Below are 17,228 nucleotides of genomic sequence, written 5' to 3'. Positions count from 1 at the left end.
GAGCGATGCACCGAAACGAACGAGCGGCGAGGGCATGCGCAAAGCCGACCTCATCACATAACGATTCAAGCGACGGAGACAGATATGGGCATGCAGATGAAGCGCATCGCAGGTGCGCTCGCGTTCGGCGTCTTTGCATTGAGCGCGAGCCTCGCGCAGGCCGCGGATCCGATCAAGATCGGCGTCGACGGTCCCTTTACCGGCGGTTCGTCCTCGATGGGCGTCTCCATGCGCGACGGCGTGCGTCTCGCCACTGCCGAGATTAACAAGTCGGGCGGCGTGCTGGGACGGCAGATCGTGCTCGTGGAACGCGACGACGAAGCGAAGAATGAACGCGGCGTGCAGATCGCGCAGGAACTCATCAACAAGGAGAAAGTGGTCGCGGTCGTGGGCTATATCAACACGGGCGTGGCGCTCGCCTCGCAACGCTTCTTCCAGGAAGCGAAGATTCCGGTCTTCAACAACGTGGCGACGGGCACGGTCGTGACGAAGCAATTCGACGATCAGCCCGACAACTACGTATTCCGCAACGCCGCCGCCGACCGCATCCAGGCGCCGATGATCGTCGAGGAAGCCATCACCAAGCGCGGCTTCAAGAAGGTCGCCATTCTCGCGGATTCGACCAACTACGGTCAGCTCGGCCGCGAGGATCTGGAAAAGGCGCTGTCGGCCAAGGGCGTGAAGCCTGTCGCGGTCGAGAAGTTCAACATCAAGGACGTCGATATGACGGCCCAGTTGCTCAAGGCGAAGGAAGCGGGCGCGGAAGCGGTGCTGACTTACGGTATCGGGCCGGAACTCGCGCAGATCGCGAACGGCATGGCCAAGCTCGGCTGGAAGGTGCCGCTCATCGGCAGCTGGACGCTTTCGATGGCCAATTACATCGACAACGCGGGTAACAACGGCGAAGGCGCGCGCATGCCGCAGACCTTCATCCAGGAAGCCAACACGCCCAAGCGCAAAACCTTCATCGACGCTTACGTGAAGGAGTTCAAGCCGAAGAGCGATCGTATCGATTCGCCGGTGTCGGCGGCGCAAGGCTACGACTCGATCTATCTGCTCGCGGCGGCCATCAAGCAAGCCGGCTCGACCGATGGTCCGAAGGTGAAGGAAGCGCTGGAAAACCTCACGACGAAGGTCGAAGGCGTGGTCATGGTCTACGACAAGCCCTTCACCAAGACCGACCACGAAGCGATCAGTTCGAACGTTCCGGTGATCGGCGAAGTGAAGGCCGGCCGCGTGATCTACGCCTACGACGCGGACAAGAAAGGTGGCAGCACGCTTCGCACGAAGCAGACGACGGCGTCGAACTAACGCCGTGCCGCCGCTGTTGTCTCTCCAGGGCCCGGTCGCAGATCGGGCTCTTTTTCAATCGAGCATCCCCCGCCGCCCTGACGCCCGACGATGATCCTTCTCCAGCTCATATATAGCGGCATCGCGCTCGGCATGATCTACGCCGTCATCGCCTTCGGCTATCAACTGACGTTCGCCACTTCCGGCACGCTGAACTTCGGCCAGGGCGATGCTCTCATGCTCGGCGCGCTCGTCGGCCTCACGCTCGTTTCGGCGGGCGTGAACTACTGGCTCATGATCCCGCTCGTGTGTCTTTTCGGGCTCGTGCAGGGCGCGTTCGTGGAGCGCATCGGCGTGCGGCCCGCCATCAAGATCAAGTCGGAGTTCGGCTGGATCATGTCGACCATCGCGCTCGGCATCATCTTCAAGAATGTCGCGGAAAACGTCTGGGGCCGCGACGACCTGCGCTTTCCGTCGCCCTTGCCCGAAGCGCCGCTCAAGGTGTTTGGCGCAAACGTGTTGCCGATGGAACTGCTCGTGGTCGGCGGCGCGCTCGTGATGATGCTCGCGGTGGAGTTCTTCAACCGCAAGACGATCTTCGGCAAGGCCGTGGTCGCCACCGCGAACGATCGCGATGCGGCCGCGCTGATGGGCATCAACACGGGGCTCGTCATCACGTTCTCGTATGCGTTGTCGTCGCTGACGGCGGCGTTCGCGGGCGTGCTGATCGCGCCGCTCACACTTACCGGCGCGACCATGGGCGCGGTGCTCGGCCTCAAGGCGTTCGCTGTCGCGATCATCGGCGGCTTGTCGAGCGGCATGGGCATCATCGTCGGCGGAATGATCCTGGGTATAGCGGAGACGACGACGGGCTTCTATATCTCGACCGGCTACAAGGACGTGCCGGGACTCGTGCTGTTGCTGATCGTGCTTGCGGTGAAGCCTGCGGGCCTCTTCGGCAAGACCGCGATCAAGAAAGTCTGAGGCCGCCTACATGAAAGCAAAGAACATAGTCGCGGCGCTCGCAGGACTCGCCGCAGTCGCGATCTTTCCGGTGGTATCGGGCAATCCGTATTACATCCACCTCGTCGAAACCATCATGATCTACGCGATCCTTCTGTTCGGGCTCGATATCGTGGTGGGTTACACGGGGCAAGTGTCGCTTGGCCATGCGGGGCTCTTCGGCGTGGGCGCTTATACGGCAGGCGTGCTTTTCATCAAGCTCGGCTTGCCGTTCTATCTGACCGCGCCGCTTGCCATCGTGGTGACGGCGGCTTTCGGCGCAATATTGGCGTTGCCCGCGTTGCGCGTGTCGGGTCCGTACCTCGCCATGGTGACGCTCGCGTTCGGCACCATCATCCAGATTCTTATCAACGAGATGGACTTCCTCACCAATGGTCCGATGGGTCTCAAGATTCCCAAGCCGACCATTGCCGGTCACAAGCTCGAGGAAATCCAGTACTACTGGCTCGTGGCGGCACTGTTGGTGGTGTCGCTGATCGTGGTGCATCGCGTGCTCAAGTCGCATCTCGGGCGCGCCTTCGAAGCCTTGCGCGATAGCCCCATTGCGTCGGATTGCATGGGCGTGTCGGTGTATCGGCACAAGGTCTATGCGTTCGTCATCAGCGCGGGATTCGCGGGGCTCGCGGGCTGTCTCTACTCGTACTCCGAGCAGTACATCTCGCCAAACACGTATAACTTCGAGCTGACCATTCTGTTCCTGCTCGCCATCATCATGGGCGGGCGCAAGACACGCACGGGCGCGATCATCGGTTCGACGGTGATCGTGCTGTTGCCGAAGTTGCTCGACGACATCTCCAACTTCCGCGTCGTGGCAACCGCGCTTGCGGTGCTCGTCGTTGCGGGCGCGGCGCTCGCCCTGGCTCGCAAAACCACGACGCTGCAACGCGTGGCGATTCCCGTCATCGGTACAGCCGGTCTTGCGGCGTTTTCCTTCTGGATAGAAGCGCTCACCGACTGGCGTCTCACCATCTTCGGCCTGATGATTCTGCTCGTCGTGTATTACCTGCAAGATGGCATTGTCGGCTTCGTGCGCAAGACGCTCAATTTGGGCCGCGTGCGCGTGACGAAGGTCGACACGCAGGAACTGGCGATGCAGACCCAGCAGGACGACGCCGTCGCCGCCGTCACGACCGAAGGAGCAAGCACCATTCTCGACGTGCGCGGCGTGCTCATGCAATTCAGCGGTCTAAAGGCGCTCAACGATGTGAACATGACCGTCAGGCGCGGCACCATCCATGGCCTAATCGGTCCGAACGGTTCGGGCAAGAGCACGATGATGAACGTGCTCACGGGCATCTACGTGCCGACCGCGGGTGCAATCGAGTATCGAGGCGAGTCGCTCGCGGGACGCACGTCGTCGAAGATCGCGCTGTCGGGCATCGCGCGGACCTTTCAGAACGTGCAGCTCTTCGGCGAGATGACGGCGCTGGAGAATGTGCTCGTCGGCCTGCATCACACCTTCCGTTCGAACTTCGCGGATGTGGGTTTGATGAGTGCGCGCTACAAGCGTGAAGAACGCGCGGCGCGCGAACGGGCGTTCAATATGCTGCGCTTCGTCGGACTCGAACATGCAGCGGCCGAGGAAGCGCGCAATCTTCCTTACGGCAAGCAGCGTCTGCTTGAAATAGCCCGCGCGCTCGCGCTCGATCCACAACTGCTGCTGCTCGACGAACCCGCTGCGGGCCTGACCGCGCCGGATATCCGCGAACTGGTCGCGATCATTCGCAAGGTGCGGCATCACGGCATTACCGTGGTGCTCATCGAGCATCATATGGATGTGGTCATGAGTGTTTGCGACACGGTTTCGGTGCTGGATTTCGGGCAGAAGATCGCGGAGGGCAAGCCCGCCGAAATACAGGCCAACGAGAAGGTGATCGAGGCTTACCTCGGCGGACAAGCGGCGGAAGCCGTATGAACGCAACGCGCCAATCACGCCAACCCGATCATCCGACGAAGCGACACGCGATGCTGACAATCAAGAATCTCCACGCAGGCTACGGCAAGGTCAAAGTGCTGCACGGCATCAGCCTGGATGTCCCGAAGGCGAAAGTCGTCACGCTGATAGGCTCGAACGGCGCGGGCAAGACGACGACCATGCGCGCCATCTCCGGCATGATCCGGCCGACGGAAGGCGAGATCACCATGGGCATCGGCAGCGACGCGAAGCGCATCGACGCCATGGATTCGCACAAGATCGCGCGCCTCGGCCTCGCTCATTCGCCGGAGGGAAGACGCGTTTTCGCGACCATGTCGGTCACGGACAATCTGCTGCTCGGCGCGTTTCCGCGCTTGACTTGGGCGCGTCCGAAAGGCGACGTGGCCGCCGATCTCGAACGCGCCATCGAACTGTTTCCGCGCCTGAAGGAGCGCCGCAATCAGCTGGCGGGCACGCTTTCGGGCGGGGAACAGCAAATGCTCGCGATGGCCCGCGCCATCATGCTGAACCCCGACCTCGTGTTGCTCGATGAACCTTCGATGGGCCTTGCGCCCATTCTCGTCGATGAAGTCTTCCGCATCATCGCGCGACTGAAAGACGAGGGCGTGACCATGCTGCTCGTCGAACAGTTCGCCGCCGCCGCGCTCAACGTGGCGGACTACGGCTACGTGCTCGAGAACGGCCGCGTCGCCACGCACGGCCCCGCCGAGCAATTGAAGAACGATCCTTCGGTCAAGGCGGCCTATCTCGGCGCGAGCCATTAAAGAACCGCGGGCGGGCAAGTCGCACTATCATGGAGGCGTCGCGCGCACCGTTGCGCGCTCATCTTCGAAGGAGCGTCGCCATGATCAGCGGCAAGACCACCGTAATTGCCCATCTCGGCTTTCCGACCGAAGCGTTCAAGGCGCCGATGATCTACAACCCCTGGTTCGACAAACAGGGCATCGATGCCGTGGTCGTCCCCATGGGCGTGAAACCGGAAGATTACGTCGCTTTCGTGCCGCAGTTGTTCAAGCTGACCAACCTGCGCGGCGCGCTCGTCACCATGCCGCACAAGATCACGACCGTCGGCTTGATGGACGAAGTGAGCCCCACCGCGCGCATTGCGGGCGCATGCAACGCCATCCTCAAACGCGAAGACGGCACGCTGCTCGGCGACCAGTTCGATGGCGCCGGCTTCGTGCGCGGCGTCGAGCGCAAGGGCCGCGCGTTGAAGGGCGCGCGCGTTCTGGTGCTGGGCAGCGGCGGCGTGGGCTCGCCGATTGCGGCTTCTCTCGCGGCGGCGGGCGTGGCGGAACTCGCCATCTTCGACACCAACACCGCTTCGGTCGAAGGGCTCGCCGGGCGTTTGCGCGATCACTATCCGGAACTCATCGTGCGTACGGACACGAGAGATCCCGCAGGCTTCGATGTCATCGTCAATGCAACGCCGCTCGGCATGAAAGAGAGCGATCCCTTGCCGTTCGATATCGATCGCATCGCGCCCACGACCTTTGTCGGCGAAGTGGTGATGAAGTCGGAGTACACGCCGCTCTTGCGCGCGGCCAAGGACAAGGGCTGCTCGGTGCAGGTCGGCACCGACATGCTGTTCGAGATGATCCCGGCGTACCTGGAATTCTTCGGCTATGGCACGGCGACCGCCGACGAATTGCGTGCCGTCGCCCAGATCAAGTACGCTTAGACGCAGAAGACGAGCGAGCGCGCGAACACTGACGCGCGCCGGGAAGGACTCAAGCGAGGAGACGCCATGACCGCCAGCAGCGCACCGACACGCCATCCGTTTCCCTCGTCCACGCGGCTTGTCGAGCGCGGCAAGATCGTCACCGCGCGCGAGGCCGTGCGCCTGATTCATGCGGGCGACACCATCGCGACGAGCGGCTTTGTCGGTATCGGCTTCGCGGAGGAAGTGGCGATTGCGCTCGAAGCGCGCTTTCTCGAAGATCACGCCGAGGGCAGCGAACCGGTTGCCGATCTCACGCTCGTGTATGCGGCAGGTCAGGGCGATGGCCGTGGCAAGGGCCTCAATCATCTCGCGCACGAAGGGCTCGTCAAGCGCGTGATCGGCGGTCACTGGGGACTCGTGCCGGGGTTGCAGAAGCTCGCCATCGATAACCGCATCGAAGCTTACAATCTGCCGCAGGGCGTGATTTCACAGCTCTTTCGCGATATTGCCGCGCATCGGCCGGGGCAACTCTCCACGGTCGGCCTCGGCACTTTCGTCGATCCGCGCAATGGCGGCGGCAAGCTCAACGCGCGCACCACGGAAGATATCGTGCGCGTCATGTCGATCGACGGCGCGGAGTATCTGTATTACAAGACCTTCCCGATCGATGTCGCCATCGTGCGCGGCACCACCGCCGATCTCAACGGCAACGTCACGATGGAAAAGGAAGCGCTCACGCTCGAAGCGCTCAGCATTGCGATGGCCGCGCGCAACTCTGGCGGTATCGTGATCGCACAGGTCGAGCGGCTCGCGGAGTCCAATACCCTCAACTCGCGGCAGGTGAAGATTCCCGGCGTCATGGTCGATTGCGTGGTGGTGGCGAGTTCCGACAATCACTGGCAGACCTTCGGCGAGCCTTATAGCGCGGCTTATTCGAGCGAACTGCGGGTTGCGGCAAGTTCGGTTGCACCCATGGCGCTGACCGAGCGCAAGATCATCGCGCGGCGCGCCGCGTTCGAATTGATGGCCAATAGCGTGGTGAATCTCGGCATCGGCATGCCGGAGGGCATTGCAAGCGTGGCGAACGAAGAGCAGGTCATCGACCTCTTCACGATGACGACCGAACCCGGCGTGATCGGCGGCATTCCCGCGGGCGGACTCAATTTCGGCGCGGCGACCAATACGCAGGCAATCATCGATCAGCCGTATCAATTCGACTTCTACGATGGCGGCGGACTCGATATCGCCTTCCTCGGCCTTGCGCAGGCGGACCGCGACGGCAATCTGAACGTGAGCAAGTTTGGGCCGAAACTCGCGGGCGCGGGCGGCTTCATCAATATCAGCCAAGCGGCGAAGAAAGTCGTGTTCGTCGGCACGTTCAACGCAGGCAAGCTCGATGTCGGCTTGGAAGACGGCAAGCTCGTGATTCGCCGCGAAGGCGATTGCCGCAAGTTCGTCGATGCCGTGGAGCATCGCACGTTCAGCGGCCGGTATGCGTTCGAGCGCGGGCAGACGGTGCTGTATATCACCGAGCGCTGCGTGTTCGAATTGACGCAAGACGGGCTCGCGCTGATCGAAGTGGCGCCCGGTGTAGATATCGAGCGGGACATCGTCGCGCAGATGGGTTTTACGCCGGTGATCGACGCGCCGCCGCGCCTCATGGACGAACGCATTTTTCGCGATACGCCCATGGGATTGCGCGACACGCTGCTCGGTTTGAACCTCGCGGAGCGCTTCAGCTACGACGCGCGCAAGAACCTGTTCTTCATCAATTTCGAAGGGCACGAAGTGAAGAATCTTGGCGATGTCGAAGCCATTCGCCGCGAAGTTGCCAAGCAACTAGCGAACGCAAAGGTGCGCCCACATGCCATCGTCAACTACGACAATTTCTCGATTCGCCCCGATATGCTCGATGCCTATTCGGAGATGGTGACGAAACTCGTGGGCGACCACTACGACGGCGTCACGCGCTATACCACGAGCAGTTTCCTGCGCATGAAACTCGGCGATGCGCTCAAGCGTCGCGGCGTCGCGCCTTATATCTACGAAAGCGCCGAGGAGGCGCGCGATCACGAAAGCCGCCAGGCTTGAAGCGGTTATTAGCTTATATCGTCTCGTGATAAACACTTAAGGAACGCACGTTCGCGGTTCGATTGGGACGCCTTTGCTTGCGCACAGATAACCAAAGCTTGAAAACGTCGATGAGCGACCATCGACCGCCGCGCGAGGAGAATCGCAAGCACACTATAATCATCGAGTGAATTGCGCATTCGTATCGAAAGCCGTTTCGTCACGGTCATCACGACGAGCGAGGCGCGCTTCGAATTACTTCAACACGGAGATCAAACATGTCCATCCGCATTGGCGACGAAGCCCCCGATTTCACCGCGGAAACCACCCAAGGCACGATTCATTTCCATGAATGGATTGGTGACAAGTGGGCCATTCTGTTCTCGCATCCGAAGGACTTCACGCCTGTCTGCACTACCGAGCTCGGCTACATGGCAAAGCTCAAGCCCGAGTTCGACAAGCGCAACACCAAGGTCATCGGCCTTTCCATCGACCCGGTAACGAACCACTCGCAATGGGCGAAGGACATCGAGGAAACGCAGGGCACGGCCGTCAACTATCCGATGATCGGCGACGCGGACCTAAATGTCGCGAAGCTTTACGACATGATTCATCCAAACGCGAGCGGCGGTGGCCCGCGCACCGCGGTCGATAACGCGACCATTCGCGCGGTGTTTCTGATCGGTCCGGACAAGAAGATCAAGGCAACCTTTACGTACCCGATGAGCGCGGGACGCAACTTCGACGAAGTGCTGCGCCTGCTCGACGCACTGCAGCTCAACGCCAAGCACACGGTCGCCACGCCGGTGAACTGGAAACCGGGCGAAGACGTGATCATCCCGACTTCCGTTTCGGACGATGACGCCAAGAAAAAGTATCCGGAAGGCTTCAAGACGCTCAAGCCGTATCTGCGAACGGTCGCGCAGCCGAAATAAGCACACGAGCCGACACCGCGCTGGCCGCATGCATGTAGATGCGGCCAGCGCGTTTTCTTTTATGCGTGTCCCGTTCGCCGTTCGGGCGCGGTATCCACTTCACCGGGACGGCGCAACATCTTGTCCACTTCCCCAGCGTGCAGTTCCTCGGTTTGAATCATCTGTCGCGCATATTCTTCGAGCGCGACCGACCGACCTTCCACGATCTTCAGCAGATCGCGATACAGATCCAACGCGAGTTTTTCCGATTGCAGCGATTCGCGCAAAATGGTCGCGATATCGAACGTATGGTTGTCGAGCAACGGACCGATTTCAAGCGACGGATAGGCCCCGAGCGTGGTGATCCATTCGCCCGCCTGATGCGCATGCAGTAACGATTCGTCCGCCTGTTCGCGCAGCCACGAGACGATCGGTATCCGGCCGAAGCCGAAGACCAGGAAGGAGTAGTGGGTGTATCGCACGACGCCCGCCAGTTCGGATTCGAGAATCCGGTTGAGCACGCCGACGACTGCTTCCTTATCGAGTTCCGCCATGTTTGCCTCCGTGTTTCCAGTATGGAACGCTCAGCGTGAAAAGGGCATCACCCATTGTAGTCACGCCGACGCCGTATGTAAGCCGCACGAATCGCGCGCAAGATACGGTCCACGGGAAGGCAACGGCTTTCGAACTTCCTGCTATGCCTCAGACGGTCTCTTCCAGCCAGACCGACGCCGCACGCGAAAGCACCTGCGACATGGCGGAGCGCGCGCCTTCGCCATCGACGGTCTCGATGGCACGCACGACCTTGCCATAATCGCCGAGTTGCGCATCGGTGGAGACAGTCTGCGTGCGAACGGTTGCCTTCATCGCACGGATGCCGACGCGCACCACGCAACCCATCTGCTGCAGCAGTTCGTCGCCACTCGCTTCGATGATGGCGGCTTGCAACGCTTCTTCAGCGGAAGATTGCAGGCTTTCCGAAGGGCCTGCATGGACGAGCCGCTGAAAGGCCGCGTTGATGCCAATACGCTGATGCCGGTTCGCGCGTATGGCGGCGAGCGCGGCAGCGGGCGGATCGACGAGTGCGCGAAACTCGATGAGACGGCGCATGCATTCCTGATCGGGCATGGCGCGCAAACGCCAGTCGGCGACTTCTTCATCGAACACGAGCCATTCTTTCGCGGGCTTGATACGCGTGCCGGTCTTGGGCCGCACATCGAGCATGCGTCGCGAGATCAGAATGCTGAGCGCCTCGCGCATGATGGTCCGGCTTACCCCGTGCTTCTTCGAAAGAATCACTTGCGGAGGCAATACGTTGTCCTTGTATTCCCCGCTGACGATGCTCGCGACAAGCTGATTCACCACGCGCTTGACGAGCGATGTTTCATATCCATGATTCATGTTTTTGTTCTCGTGAAAACGCCCAAGCCTCTGCCGCGCCTCGCCCGTCGCCGAGCGGCTTGCCGCTTTGCTTTTTGTTTCTGCTCTCGGTACCACTCTTCGTTGGGTGATCACGGCTTCTTCGCCGCAACCTGGTCTCCCCGTTATCAGCCATCCCGTAGCGGTCGTCCTTTTATGAACAGCATCGTCGATCCGCTTGACGGAGCGTATCTCCCGCACATACGTTTTAACAATATGGTTCATCACGAAAACGACTGACTATAGTGCGTCCGCACACAGTGTTTTTCGCGCAAGCGTTTGCGAGGAACAGCGTGTCGGCAAGCTCGATGCGGTCTGCGAAGCATTCGAGTGGCTTGCCGCCATGTATCGACATGGAACGCCAACGCTTGCCGATGTGTTATTTTCCGAACCGATAGACGCTGCATTTGCTCGGCGTCACCGGTCAACGACAACGCAACAGAGCGAGGAAAGGACATGAAAGTAGCCGTCATGGGCGCAGGCGCGGTGGGCTGCTATTACGGCGGCATGCTCGCGCGCGCGGGTCATGAGGTCGTGCTGATCGCGCGGCCGCAGCACGTCGAGGCCATAACGCGCGATGGTCTTCGTCTCGAAACACAAACCTTCGATGAACGTGTGCAGCTTGCGGCAAGCACCGAAGCGAGCGCAGTGCAAGGAGCGAAGCTCGTGCTGTTCTGCGTGAAGTCCACCGATACCGAAAGCGCCGCCGCGTTACTCAAACCGCATCTCGAACGCGATACGCTGGTTTTGTCGCTGCAAAACGGCGTCGAGAACGCCGAGCGCTTGCGTGAGTATGTGCCGCAAGAAGTGGCGGCGGCCGTGGTCTATGTCGCGTCCGAAATGGCAGGGCCAGGACATATGAAGCACCACGGGCGTGGTGAACTGGTGATCGAGCCATCAAGTACGAGCGAAGAAGTCGCGCACGCCTTCGTGGCCGCTGGCGTGCCCACCGATATCTCCGACAACGTGCGCGGCGCGCTGTGGGTCAAACTCGTCTTGAACTGCACCTACAATGCGCTTTCAGCGCTTTCGCAGTTGCCTTATGGACGCATTGTGAAGGGCGAGGGCGTGACGCGCGTCATGCGCGATATCGTCGATGAATGCACGGCCGTCGCTCGTGCCGAAGGCGTGACCTTACCTGGCGATGTGGATGCGGCCGTGCGCCGTATCGCGGAGACCATGCCGAACCAATTTTCGTCGACGGCTCAGGACGTGATGCGTGGCAAGCGCAGCGAGATCGACCATCTGAACGGATTGATCGTGCGACGTGGCGATGCGCTCGGTGTAGCGACGCCAGCTAATCGCATGCTGCATGTTTTGGTGAAGCTCGTGGAGAGCAAGGCAGATTGAATGCCGAAGGGAGCCAGGCACGCCTGATGCTCAAATGTAGCAGGCGCAGAACTGTCAGCGCTACAACTCCCGGAGGTTCACCATGAAGTCGATCATCAAAGTCGTGGCCGTTGCTGCCGTTGTGGTGGCGCCGGTTCTTTCTTTCGCTCAGTCGGACACCAATTCGGCCGTGACGCGCTCGCAAGTCAAGCAAGACCTGCAACAGGTCGAAGCGGCAGGCTATAACCCCGCAGCAGGCGACCGCACGACGTATCCGGCCGATGTACAGGCCGCCGAAGGCCGCGCCGCGCGCCAGAATGGTGCAGCGTCGGCCAACGATAGCGCTTATGGCGGCTCGGATTATTACCGCGCATCCACCGGCTCGCGCGCCATGCCGCCCGTAAATAACGACGGCTCCAAGCCGACCTATTTCGGCCACTAAGCGATGCTCGCGGTAGCGCTCTAACGGCGCTACCGCCGTCCGTTTCTGCGCGGTTCATACAACCGCGCTACCATGGCTTTCTCCTCGAAAACGGCAGGAAGAAGCCATGGAACGTACCGTCAAGATTCCCGGTCCCGATCATCCGATTACTGTCCAGCCCAGTCCCGCGCATGTCGTTGTGAAGGCGGGCGGCCGCGTAATCGCCGATACCAGCAAAGCGCTATCCTTGCGCGAAGCCTCGTATGGTGAAGTGCTTTATCTGCCACGCGATGACGCCGACATGTCGCAACTCACGCGCACTTCACACGAGACGTACTGTCCTTACAAAGGCGCTTGCAGCTACTACAGCATCACGAGCCTGGGCGAAAAAGGCGTCAACGCCGTTTGGACCTACGAGCAACCCTACGATGCCGTCGCCGGTATCAAGGACCATCTCGCGTTCTATCCCGACCGTGTCGATTCCATCGAAAAGCAGGGCACTTAAGACTCAACTCAGCGACGACTTCGCCCGGGCGCGTAGCTCGGCGGTGAAGTCGTCGAGCCAGCCTAAGGCCAAGCGCCAGCTTTGCCAGTAAAGATCGATATCGAGTCGCGTCGCCGGCACTAGCTCGACCAGTTCGCCACTTTCGAGCCGCGACTCGACCAGCTGCTGCGGGCACATGCCCCATGCAAGTCCGGACGTGCACGCGCGCAGGAAACCTTCGCCGTGCGGAACGAAATGCGCGGGCGGTGCAATATCGGCACGAACAACGCGGCGAACAAAGCGCTTTTGCAATTCGTCCTTCTCGTTGAAATTCACACACGGCGCGCGACGCAATGCCTCGCGTGTCAGTCCTTCCGCGAAATAGCGCTTGAAATAACCGGGCGAACACACAGCCCGATAACGCATGCGACCAAGCTTGACCGACCGCCAGCCCGGTGCGGCATCGGCTTGCGTGGTGACGGCGCCTTGTACATCGCCCGCACGGATACGCTCTGCGGTGTGATCCTGATCGTCCACGACCACATCGAGCAACAGCGCACGTTCGATGCAGAAGTCAGCGGTGGCGTCGATGAACCATGTGCTCATGCTGTCGTCGTTCACCGCGATGCGCAGCCTGGCGCGGCTCCCGCTCGTCGTGCCGGGTAGTGTGGGCATGCGACCGCCCAGTTCGGCTTCGAGCAATTGCACGCGTTCGGTATGGCGGCACAATAGCGCGCCTGAGGAGGTTGCCTCGCACGGCTGTCCGCGTCGCACGAGCAGGCTGCCCACGCGTTCTTCCAGCAACTTCACGCGCTGCGAGACAGCCGAAGGCGTGACGCTCAATAACGCTGCCGCGCGCTCGAACGAACCGGTGCGAACGACCGCGAGCAAGGCATCGAGCGAGGCGTAGTCGAGCATTAGCGTTCCTTAATCGAACTTAGAAAGATTAGCTGGCTTCATGGGCTTTTACTGCGAGAGACTACGGCTTTCGTCGACCATGATCAAGCCCACGCCATGAATCCCACACCTTTCAAGCTGGAACGTTACTTCGCACAGCACGAATTCACCGCACGGCATTTGCTGTGCAGTTCCGATCCCGAATCGATGTCGGTGCGTGACCTGCTCGCGCTCGAACCGCAAGCAAGCGACGGCTTGTTCGATACCTGGCTCGGCTACACGGAATATCTGGGCGCACCGGACTTGCGAACCGAGCTGGCGGCCATGTATGAGTGCATGGATGCAAGCGGGATCATCGTGCATACGGGCGCTCAGGAAGCGATCTTTTCGTTCATGAACACGATGCTTGAGGCGGGCGATCATGTCATCGTGCACATGCCCGGCTATCAATCGCATTACTCGGTGGCTGAAGCGCTGGGCGTAAGTGTATCGCCGTGGCGAGCAAACGAAGCGGGCGGCTGGGCGCTCGATCCGGCCGATCTCGAAGCGCTGCTGAAGCCGCAAACGCGCGCCATCGTCCTTTGCTCGCCGCACAACCCGACCGGGTATCTGCCATCGCGCGAGGTGTTCGACGCTACCGTTTCGTTTGCGCGCAAGCACGGACTGTGGCTCTTCAGCGATGAGGTCTATCGCGGCCTCGAACACGACTGTACCGACCGCCTTCCCGCCGCATGCGATGTCTACGAGCGTGCAATCACGCTCGGTGCGTTATCGAAGACGCATGGACTGGCGGGCTTGCGCATCGGCTGGATTGCAACGCAAAGCGCCCAAGTGCTGCAACGCATGAGCGTCTTCAAGGACTATCTGACGATCAGTAACAGCGCGCCGAGCGAGTATCTTGCAACCATCGCCGCGCGTCATTCGGGCACGCTCATTGAGCGGAATGTTTCTATCGTCCGTGAAAATCTACGGGTGCTTGATAAATTCATGGCACGCCACGCCATGAATTTCGAATGGCATCGGCCGCGTGCGGGCACGAGCGGCTTCGTGCGGCTCAAGCAGGAGCGCGCCAGCAGCTTTTGCGCCGAGTTGCTGCAGGACACGGGCGTGCTGCTGCTTCCTTCGACCTTGCTCGATTACGGCGACGCACATTTTCGCATTGGCTTCGGCAGGCGGAATATGCCTGCCGTTCTCGATTACGTCGACGCCTGGCTCGAAACGCGCGCACCGCGCTAAAACGTTTATTTCGACGCGACCGCTACGAGCACCGCGTCGTTTCTATAAGCCTGCGGGAATAATTGCTTGAGATTTCCCACCTTAGGCAGATCGTTAATCGCTATATACGTGCTTTCCGGATGTTCGGTCAAGTAATTCTGGTGGTAAGCCTCGGCCGGATAAAAGCCTTTGTAATTCTCGACATGAGTCACGATCTTGCCGGAATAAACATGCGCCGCATCGAGTTGCGCGATATATGCGGTAGCGACATCGCGCTGAGTCGTATTTTGCGGAAAGACTGCCGAGCGATATTGCGTGCCGTGATCCGGTCCCTGGTAATTCAACTCGGTCGGGTTATGCGCGACCGAAAAGAAAATCTGCAAGAGCCGGCCATAAGTCACTTCGGCAGGATCGAAGGTTATGCGCACCGACTCCGCATGGCCCGTATCGCCTTCGCTTACGCGCTCGTATTGAGCGGTATCGGCATTGCCGCCCGTATAGCCCGAGACGACTTCCTTAACGCCACGCACGTGCTGAAACACGCCTTGCACGCCCCAGAAGCAACCGCCGGCAAATACCGCCGTCTCCGTGTGGGTGGCGCCTACGCTCTCGTCATGCGCGGGTACAGGAATGACCTTGGCGTCTTCACTCGAATGCGCGGTTTGCTGCAACGCGAAAGCACCTGCAACCAGCGCAGCCACGCTAAGGGCCTTGCCCGTCTTGCTGAATTTATTCGCCATGATGGCTCCTCGATGAATCAACCGAAGGTGAAGGCATAAGCCTCGACACCCGAATCCAGAAATTCGATGCTAAAGGTGCGGTCCTTGACAGGGCCCGCTTGCCGCACGAGTTGATAAAGGCGCTCTTGCGTCACGGTACCACTTCCATCGGCTGCGACATCGCTACCATGCGAAGCACCGGGTGGCGCGCCGTCAATACTCACGCGAAAGCGCACGGGCTTGCCATCCAGCGAAGGTCCGAGCACGAGATGCAGATCGCGCGCATGGAAGCGATAAACGATTCGTCCCGACTTGCCCGCGAGCGTCGCGTGCTCGGAGCCGATCTTCCACGGGCCGGCAACACCCCAGTCGTTCACATCGAGCGCCTTGGGCGGGGCATAGTCATGCACACGATCCTGCGTCTGGCCGCCAGGCGACATGAACTGCTCGGCGCGCGCATAGCCAATATAAGTTTCGGGTGAGCGCACGTCCGCGTTATCGGCTTGCATCATCGCGCCTTGTGCCGCGATATCTTCGTTGGTGTCGGGCTGCTTCGCCACGGGCGCATTACCGTGACCCGCTTCCGCCAGCAACTGGCGGATCACCTCTTCCGAATGCGCATAGTCGCCCTCGCCGAAGTGGTGATAGCGGATCTTGCCCTCGGTATCCACGAAATAATGCGCCGGCCAATATTCATTGTTGAGCGCGCGCCAGATCGCAAAGTTATTGTCAATGGCTACCGGATAGTCCACACCCAGGTCATGCACGGCTTTCTTCACGTTGTCGACGTTTCGTTCGAATGCGAACTCAGGCGCATGCACACCGATCACCACGAGCCCTTGGTCACGATACTTTTTTGCCCACTCCTTCACATAAGGCAAGGTACGCAGGCAATTGATGCATGAATACGTCCACACGTCGACGAGCACGACCTTGCCGCGCAACGCGTCCTTCGTGAGCGGCGGCGTGTTGAGCCATTGCACCGCGCCATCGAGCGAGGGCAGCGTGCCTTCCACGGGCAACGAAGCCGTCGGCGCAGTCGAAGGCGCCGCGCTCGCGCGCATCATGCGCGGTGCATCGGCATCGGCAGTGGTATTAGCGGCTTTCATGGCGTTATTGCGAGGCGAAAACCGGTCGACCAGCTTTTGTTCTATGCCCGCCGTCGTTACTGTCGATACCCTTGCAAGCACGCCCGTATCGAGGCCCAATGCGATAGCGGCGACGCCTGCAAGCATCGCGACGCCGATGCCGCGCCGTATCCATTCGCCCGCGCCGAGCGAGCGCTTCATCGCGGCGAATACGCGGCCACCGATGACCAGCGCCACGGCAAGCGAAGTCGCGGCGCCCGCGGCATAAGCGAGCAGGAGCAGCGTGGTGCCTACGCTTGCGCCGTTCAATGCGGCACCCGTCAACACGAGTCCGAGAATCGGACCTGCGCACGGTGCCCACAGAAGACCCGTTGCGATGCCGAGCAGGAACGATCCGCCGAAGCTCGCCTTGCCATCGCCGCGCTGGGCGAAAGCCGTCAGTCGGTTACCGGCGCTGACGAGCGGATGCATGATGCGATCGGCCAGGCGCGACAACAGTAAAGCAAGTCCGAACACGGCGAGAAGTGCGATGGCGGCCCAGCGTCCATATTGATTTGCTTGCGTGGCCCAGCCGCCGCCAAGCGCGGCGAGTGTCGCCACCAACGCGAATGTGATGCCCATGCCGAGCAGCAACGGCAAGCCGCTTTTAGCAAACGGCTGATCCGCGCGAGAAAACACGAAGGGAAGGACAGGCAGGATGCACGGACTGAGTATCGTCAGCGCGCCGCCGAGATAGGCGAGAACGATGAGCAGCATGGTC

General features: G+C 60.7%; 16 protein-coding genes. 11 read left to right on the top strand and 5 right to left on the bottom strand.

Translation table 11 applies throughout. From position 1 onward, the window contains the following. Window positions 1–90: 90 nt before the first annotated feature. The 7 genes from ACYQ47_RS03410 to ACYQ47_RS03380 all read left to right on the top strand — a co-directional run bounded on the left by ACYQ47_RS03410 (window position 91) and on the right by ACYQ47_RS03380 (window position 8,917). The gene (locus ACYQ47_RS03410; protein ID WP_404989441.1) at window positions 91–1,311 is read left to right on the top strand and encodes an ABC transporter substrate-binding protein; all 1,221 of its coding nucleotides are present in this window, start codon (window positions 91–93) and stop codon (window positions 1,309–1,311) included. Window positions 1,312–1,401: 90 nt separating this feature from the next. Beyond that, complete coding sequence (locus ACYQ47_RS03405) at window positions 1,402–2,274, top strand: branched-chain amino acid ABC transporter permease (protein WP_250467085.1); 873 nt, start codon at window positions 1,402–1,404, stop codon at window positions 2,272–2,274. A gap of 10 nt (window positions 2,275–2,284) precedes the next feature. Then, on the top strand, window positions 2,285–4,228 hold the full coding sequence (locus tag ACYQ47_RS03400; protein WP_459904460.1) for a branched-chain amino acid ABC transporter ATP-binding protein/permease: 1,944 nt from the start codon (window positions 2,285–2,287) through the stop codon (window positions 4,226–4,228). 50 nt (window positions 4,229–4,278) lie between these two features. Continuing rightward, window positions 4,279–5,013: an ABC transporter ATP-binding protein gene (locus tag ACYQ47_RS03395; RefSeq protein ID WP_250467084.1), complete on the top strand. Its 735-nt coding sequence runs from the start codon at window positions 4,279–4,281 to the stop codon at window positions 5,011–5,013. An 80-nt stretch (window positions 5,014–5,093) separates the two neighbouring features. Beyond that, window positions 5,094–5,930 carry a shikimate dehydrogenase family protein gene (locus tag ACYQ47_RS03390; protein ID WP_244829643.1) on the top strand — a complete coding sequence of 279 codons (837 nt, stop codon included), beginning with the start codon at window positions 5,094–5,096 and terminating at the stop codon, window positions 5,928–5,930. Between the two features lie 66 nt (window positions 5,931–5,996). After that, window positions 5,997–8,003 carry an acyl CoA:acetate/3-ketoacid CoA transferase gene (locus ACYQ47_RS03385; protein ID WP_459904459.1) on the top strand — a complete coding sequence of 669 codons (2,007 nt, stop codon included), beginning with the start codon at window positions 5,997–5,999 and terminating at the stop codon, window positions 8,001–8,003. Window positions 8,004–8,260: 257 nt separating this feature from the next. Then, on the top strand, window positions 8,261–8,917 hold the full coding sequence (locus ACYQ47_RS03380) for a peroxiredoxin (RefSeq protein WP_244829646.1): 657 nt from the start codon (window positions 8,261–8,263) through the stop codon (window positions 8,915–8,917). Between the two features lie 59 nt (window positions 8,918–8,976). Here the strand turns inward: ACYQ47_RS03380 and ACYQ47_RS03375 are convergent, their stop codons facing one another. Together ACYQ47_RS03375 and ACYQ47_RS03370 are read right to left on the bottom strand one after the other, a co-directional pair. Then, window positions 8,977–9,450 carry a ferritin-like domain-containing protein gene (locus tag ACYQ47_RS03375; protein WP_244829647.1) on the bottom strand — a complete coding sequence of 158 codons (474 nt, stop codon included), beginning with the start codon at window positions 9,448–9,450 and terminating at the stop codon, window positions 8,977–8,979. Window positions 9,451–9,598: 148 nt separating this feature from the next. Then, a complete protein-coding gene (locus ACYQ47_RS03370; protein ID WP_244829648.1) occupies window positions 9,599–10,297 on the bottom strand; it encodes a FadR/GntR family transcriptional regulator in 699 nt (232 codons plus the stop codon). 474 nt (window positions 10,298–10,771) lie between these two features. Here ACYQ47_RS03370 and ACYQ47_RS03365 point away from each other — a divergent pair, with 474 nt between their 5' ends. The 3 genes from ACYQ47_RS03365 to ACYQ47_RS03355 all read left to right on the top strand — a co-directional run bounded on the left by ACYQ47_RS03365 (window position 10,772) and on the right by ACYQ47_RS03355 (window position 12,570). Further along, window positions 10,772–11,665, top strand: coding sequence for a ketopantoate reductase family protein (locus ACYQ47_RS03365; protein ID WP_459904458.1), 894 nt, complete (start codon window positions 10,772–10,774; stop codon window positions 11,663–11,665). An 82-nt stretch (window positions 11,666–11,747) separates the two neighbouring features. Continuing rightward, window positions 11,748–12,086 carry a DUF4148 domain-containing protein gene (locus ACYQ47_RS03360; RefSeq protein WP_244829652.1) on the top strand — a complete coding sequence of 113 codons (339 nt, stop codon included), beginning with the start codon at window positions 11,748–11,750 and terminating at the stop codon, window positions 12,084–12,086. Window positions 12,087–12,192: 106 nt separating this feature from the next. Beyond that, complete coding sequence (locus ACYQ47_RS03355; RefSeq protein ID WP_459904457.1) at window positions 12,193–12,570, top strand: DUF427 domain-containing protein; 378 nt, start codon at window positions 12,193–12,195, stop codon at window positions 12,568–12,570. A gap of 3 nt (window positions 12,571–12,573) precedes the next feature. Here the strand turns inward: ACYQ47_RS03355 and ACYQ47_RS03350 are convergent, their stop codons facing one another. Beyond that, the gene (locus ACYQ47_RS03350; RefSeq protein WP_459904456.1) at window positions 12,574–13,467 is read right to left on the bottom strand and encodes a LysR family transcriptional regulator ArgP; all 894 of its coding nucleotides are present in this window, start codon (window positions 13,465–13,467) and stop codon (window positions 12,574–12,576) included. Window positions 13,468–13,563: 96 nt separating this feature from the next. Here ACYQ47_RS03350 and ACYQ47_RS03345 point away from each other — a divergent pair, with 96 nt between their 5' ends. Further along, the gene (locus tag ACYQ47_RS03345; protein ID WP_459904455.1) at window positions 13,564–14,682 is read left to right on the top strand and encodes an aminotransferase class I/II-fold pyridoxal phosphate-dependent enzyme; all 1,119 of its coding nucleotides are present in this window, start codon (window positions 13,564–13,566) and stop codon (window positions 14,680–14,682) included. Between the two features lie 5 nt (window positions 14,683–14,687). On the opposite strand, the gene msrA is transcribed toward ACYQ47_RS03345, so the two are convergent. Then, complete coding sequence (msrA, locus tag ACYQ47_RS03340) at window positions 14,688–15,401, bottom strand: peptide-methionine (S)-S-oxide reductase MsrA (protein WP_459904454.1); 714 nt, start codon at window positions 15,399–15,401, stop codon at window positions 14,688–14,690. Between the two features lie 17 nt (window positions 15,402–15,418). After that, window positions 15,419–17,224, bottom strand: a complete 1,806-nt coding sequence (locus tag ACYQ47_RS03335; RefSeq protein WP_459904453.1) for a cytochrome c biogenesis protein DipZ — start codon at window positions 17,222–17,224, stop codon at window positions 15,419–15,421. Between the last annotated feature and the right edge of the window lie 4 nt (window positions 17,225–17,228).

It is taken from the genome of Caballeronia sp. HLA56, from assembly GCF_054655155.1.
Note: the sequence above shows the minus strand (reverse complement) of the source record. Positions and strands in the feature narration are given on the sequence as shown.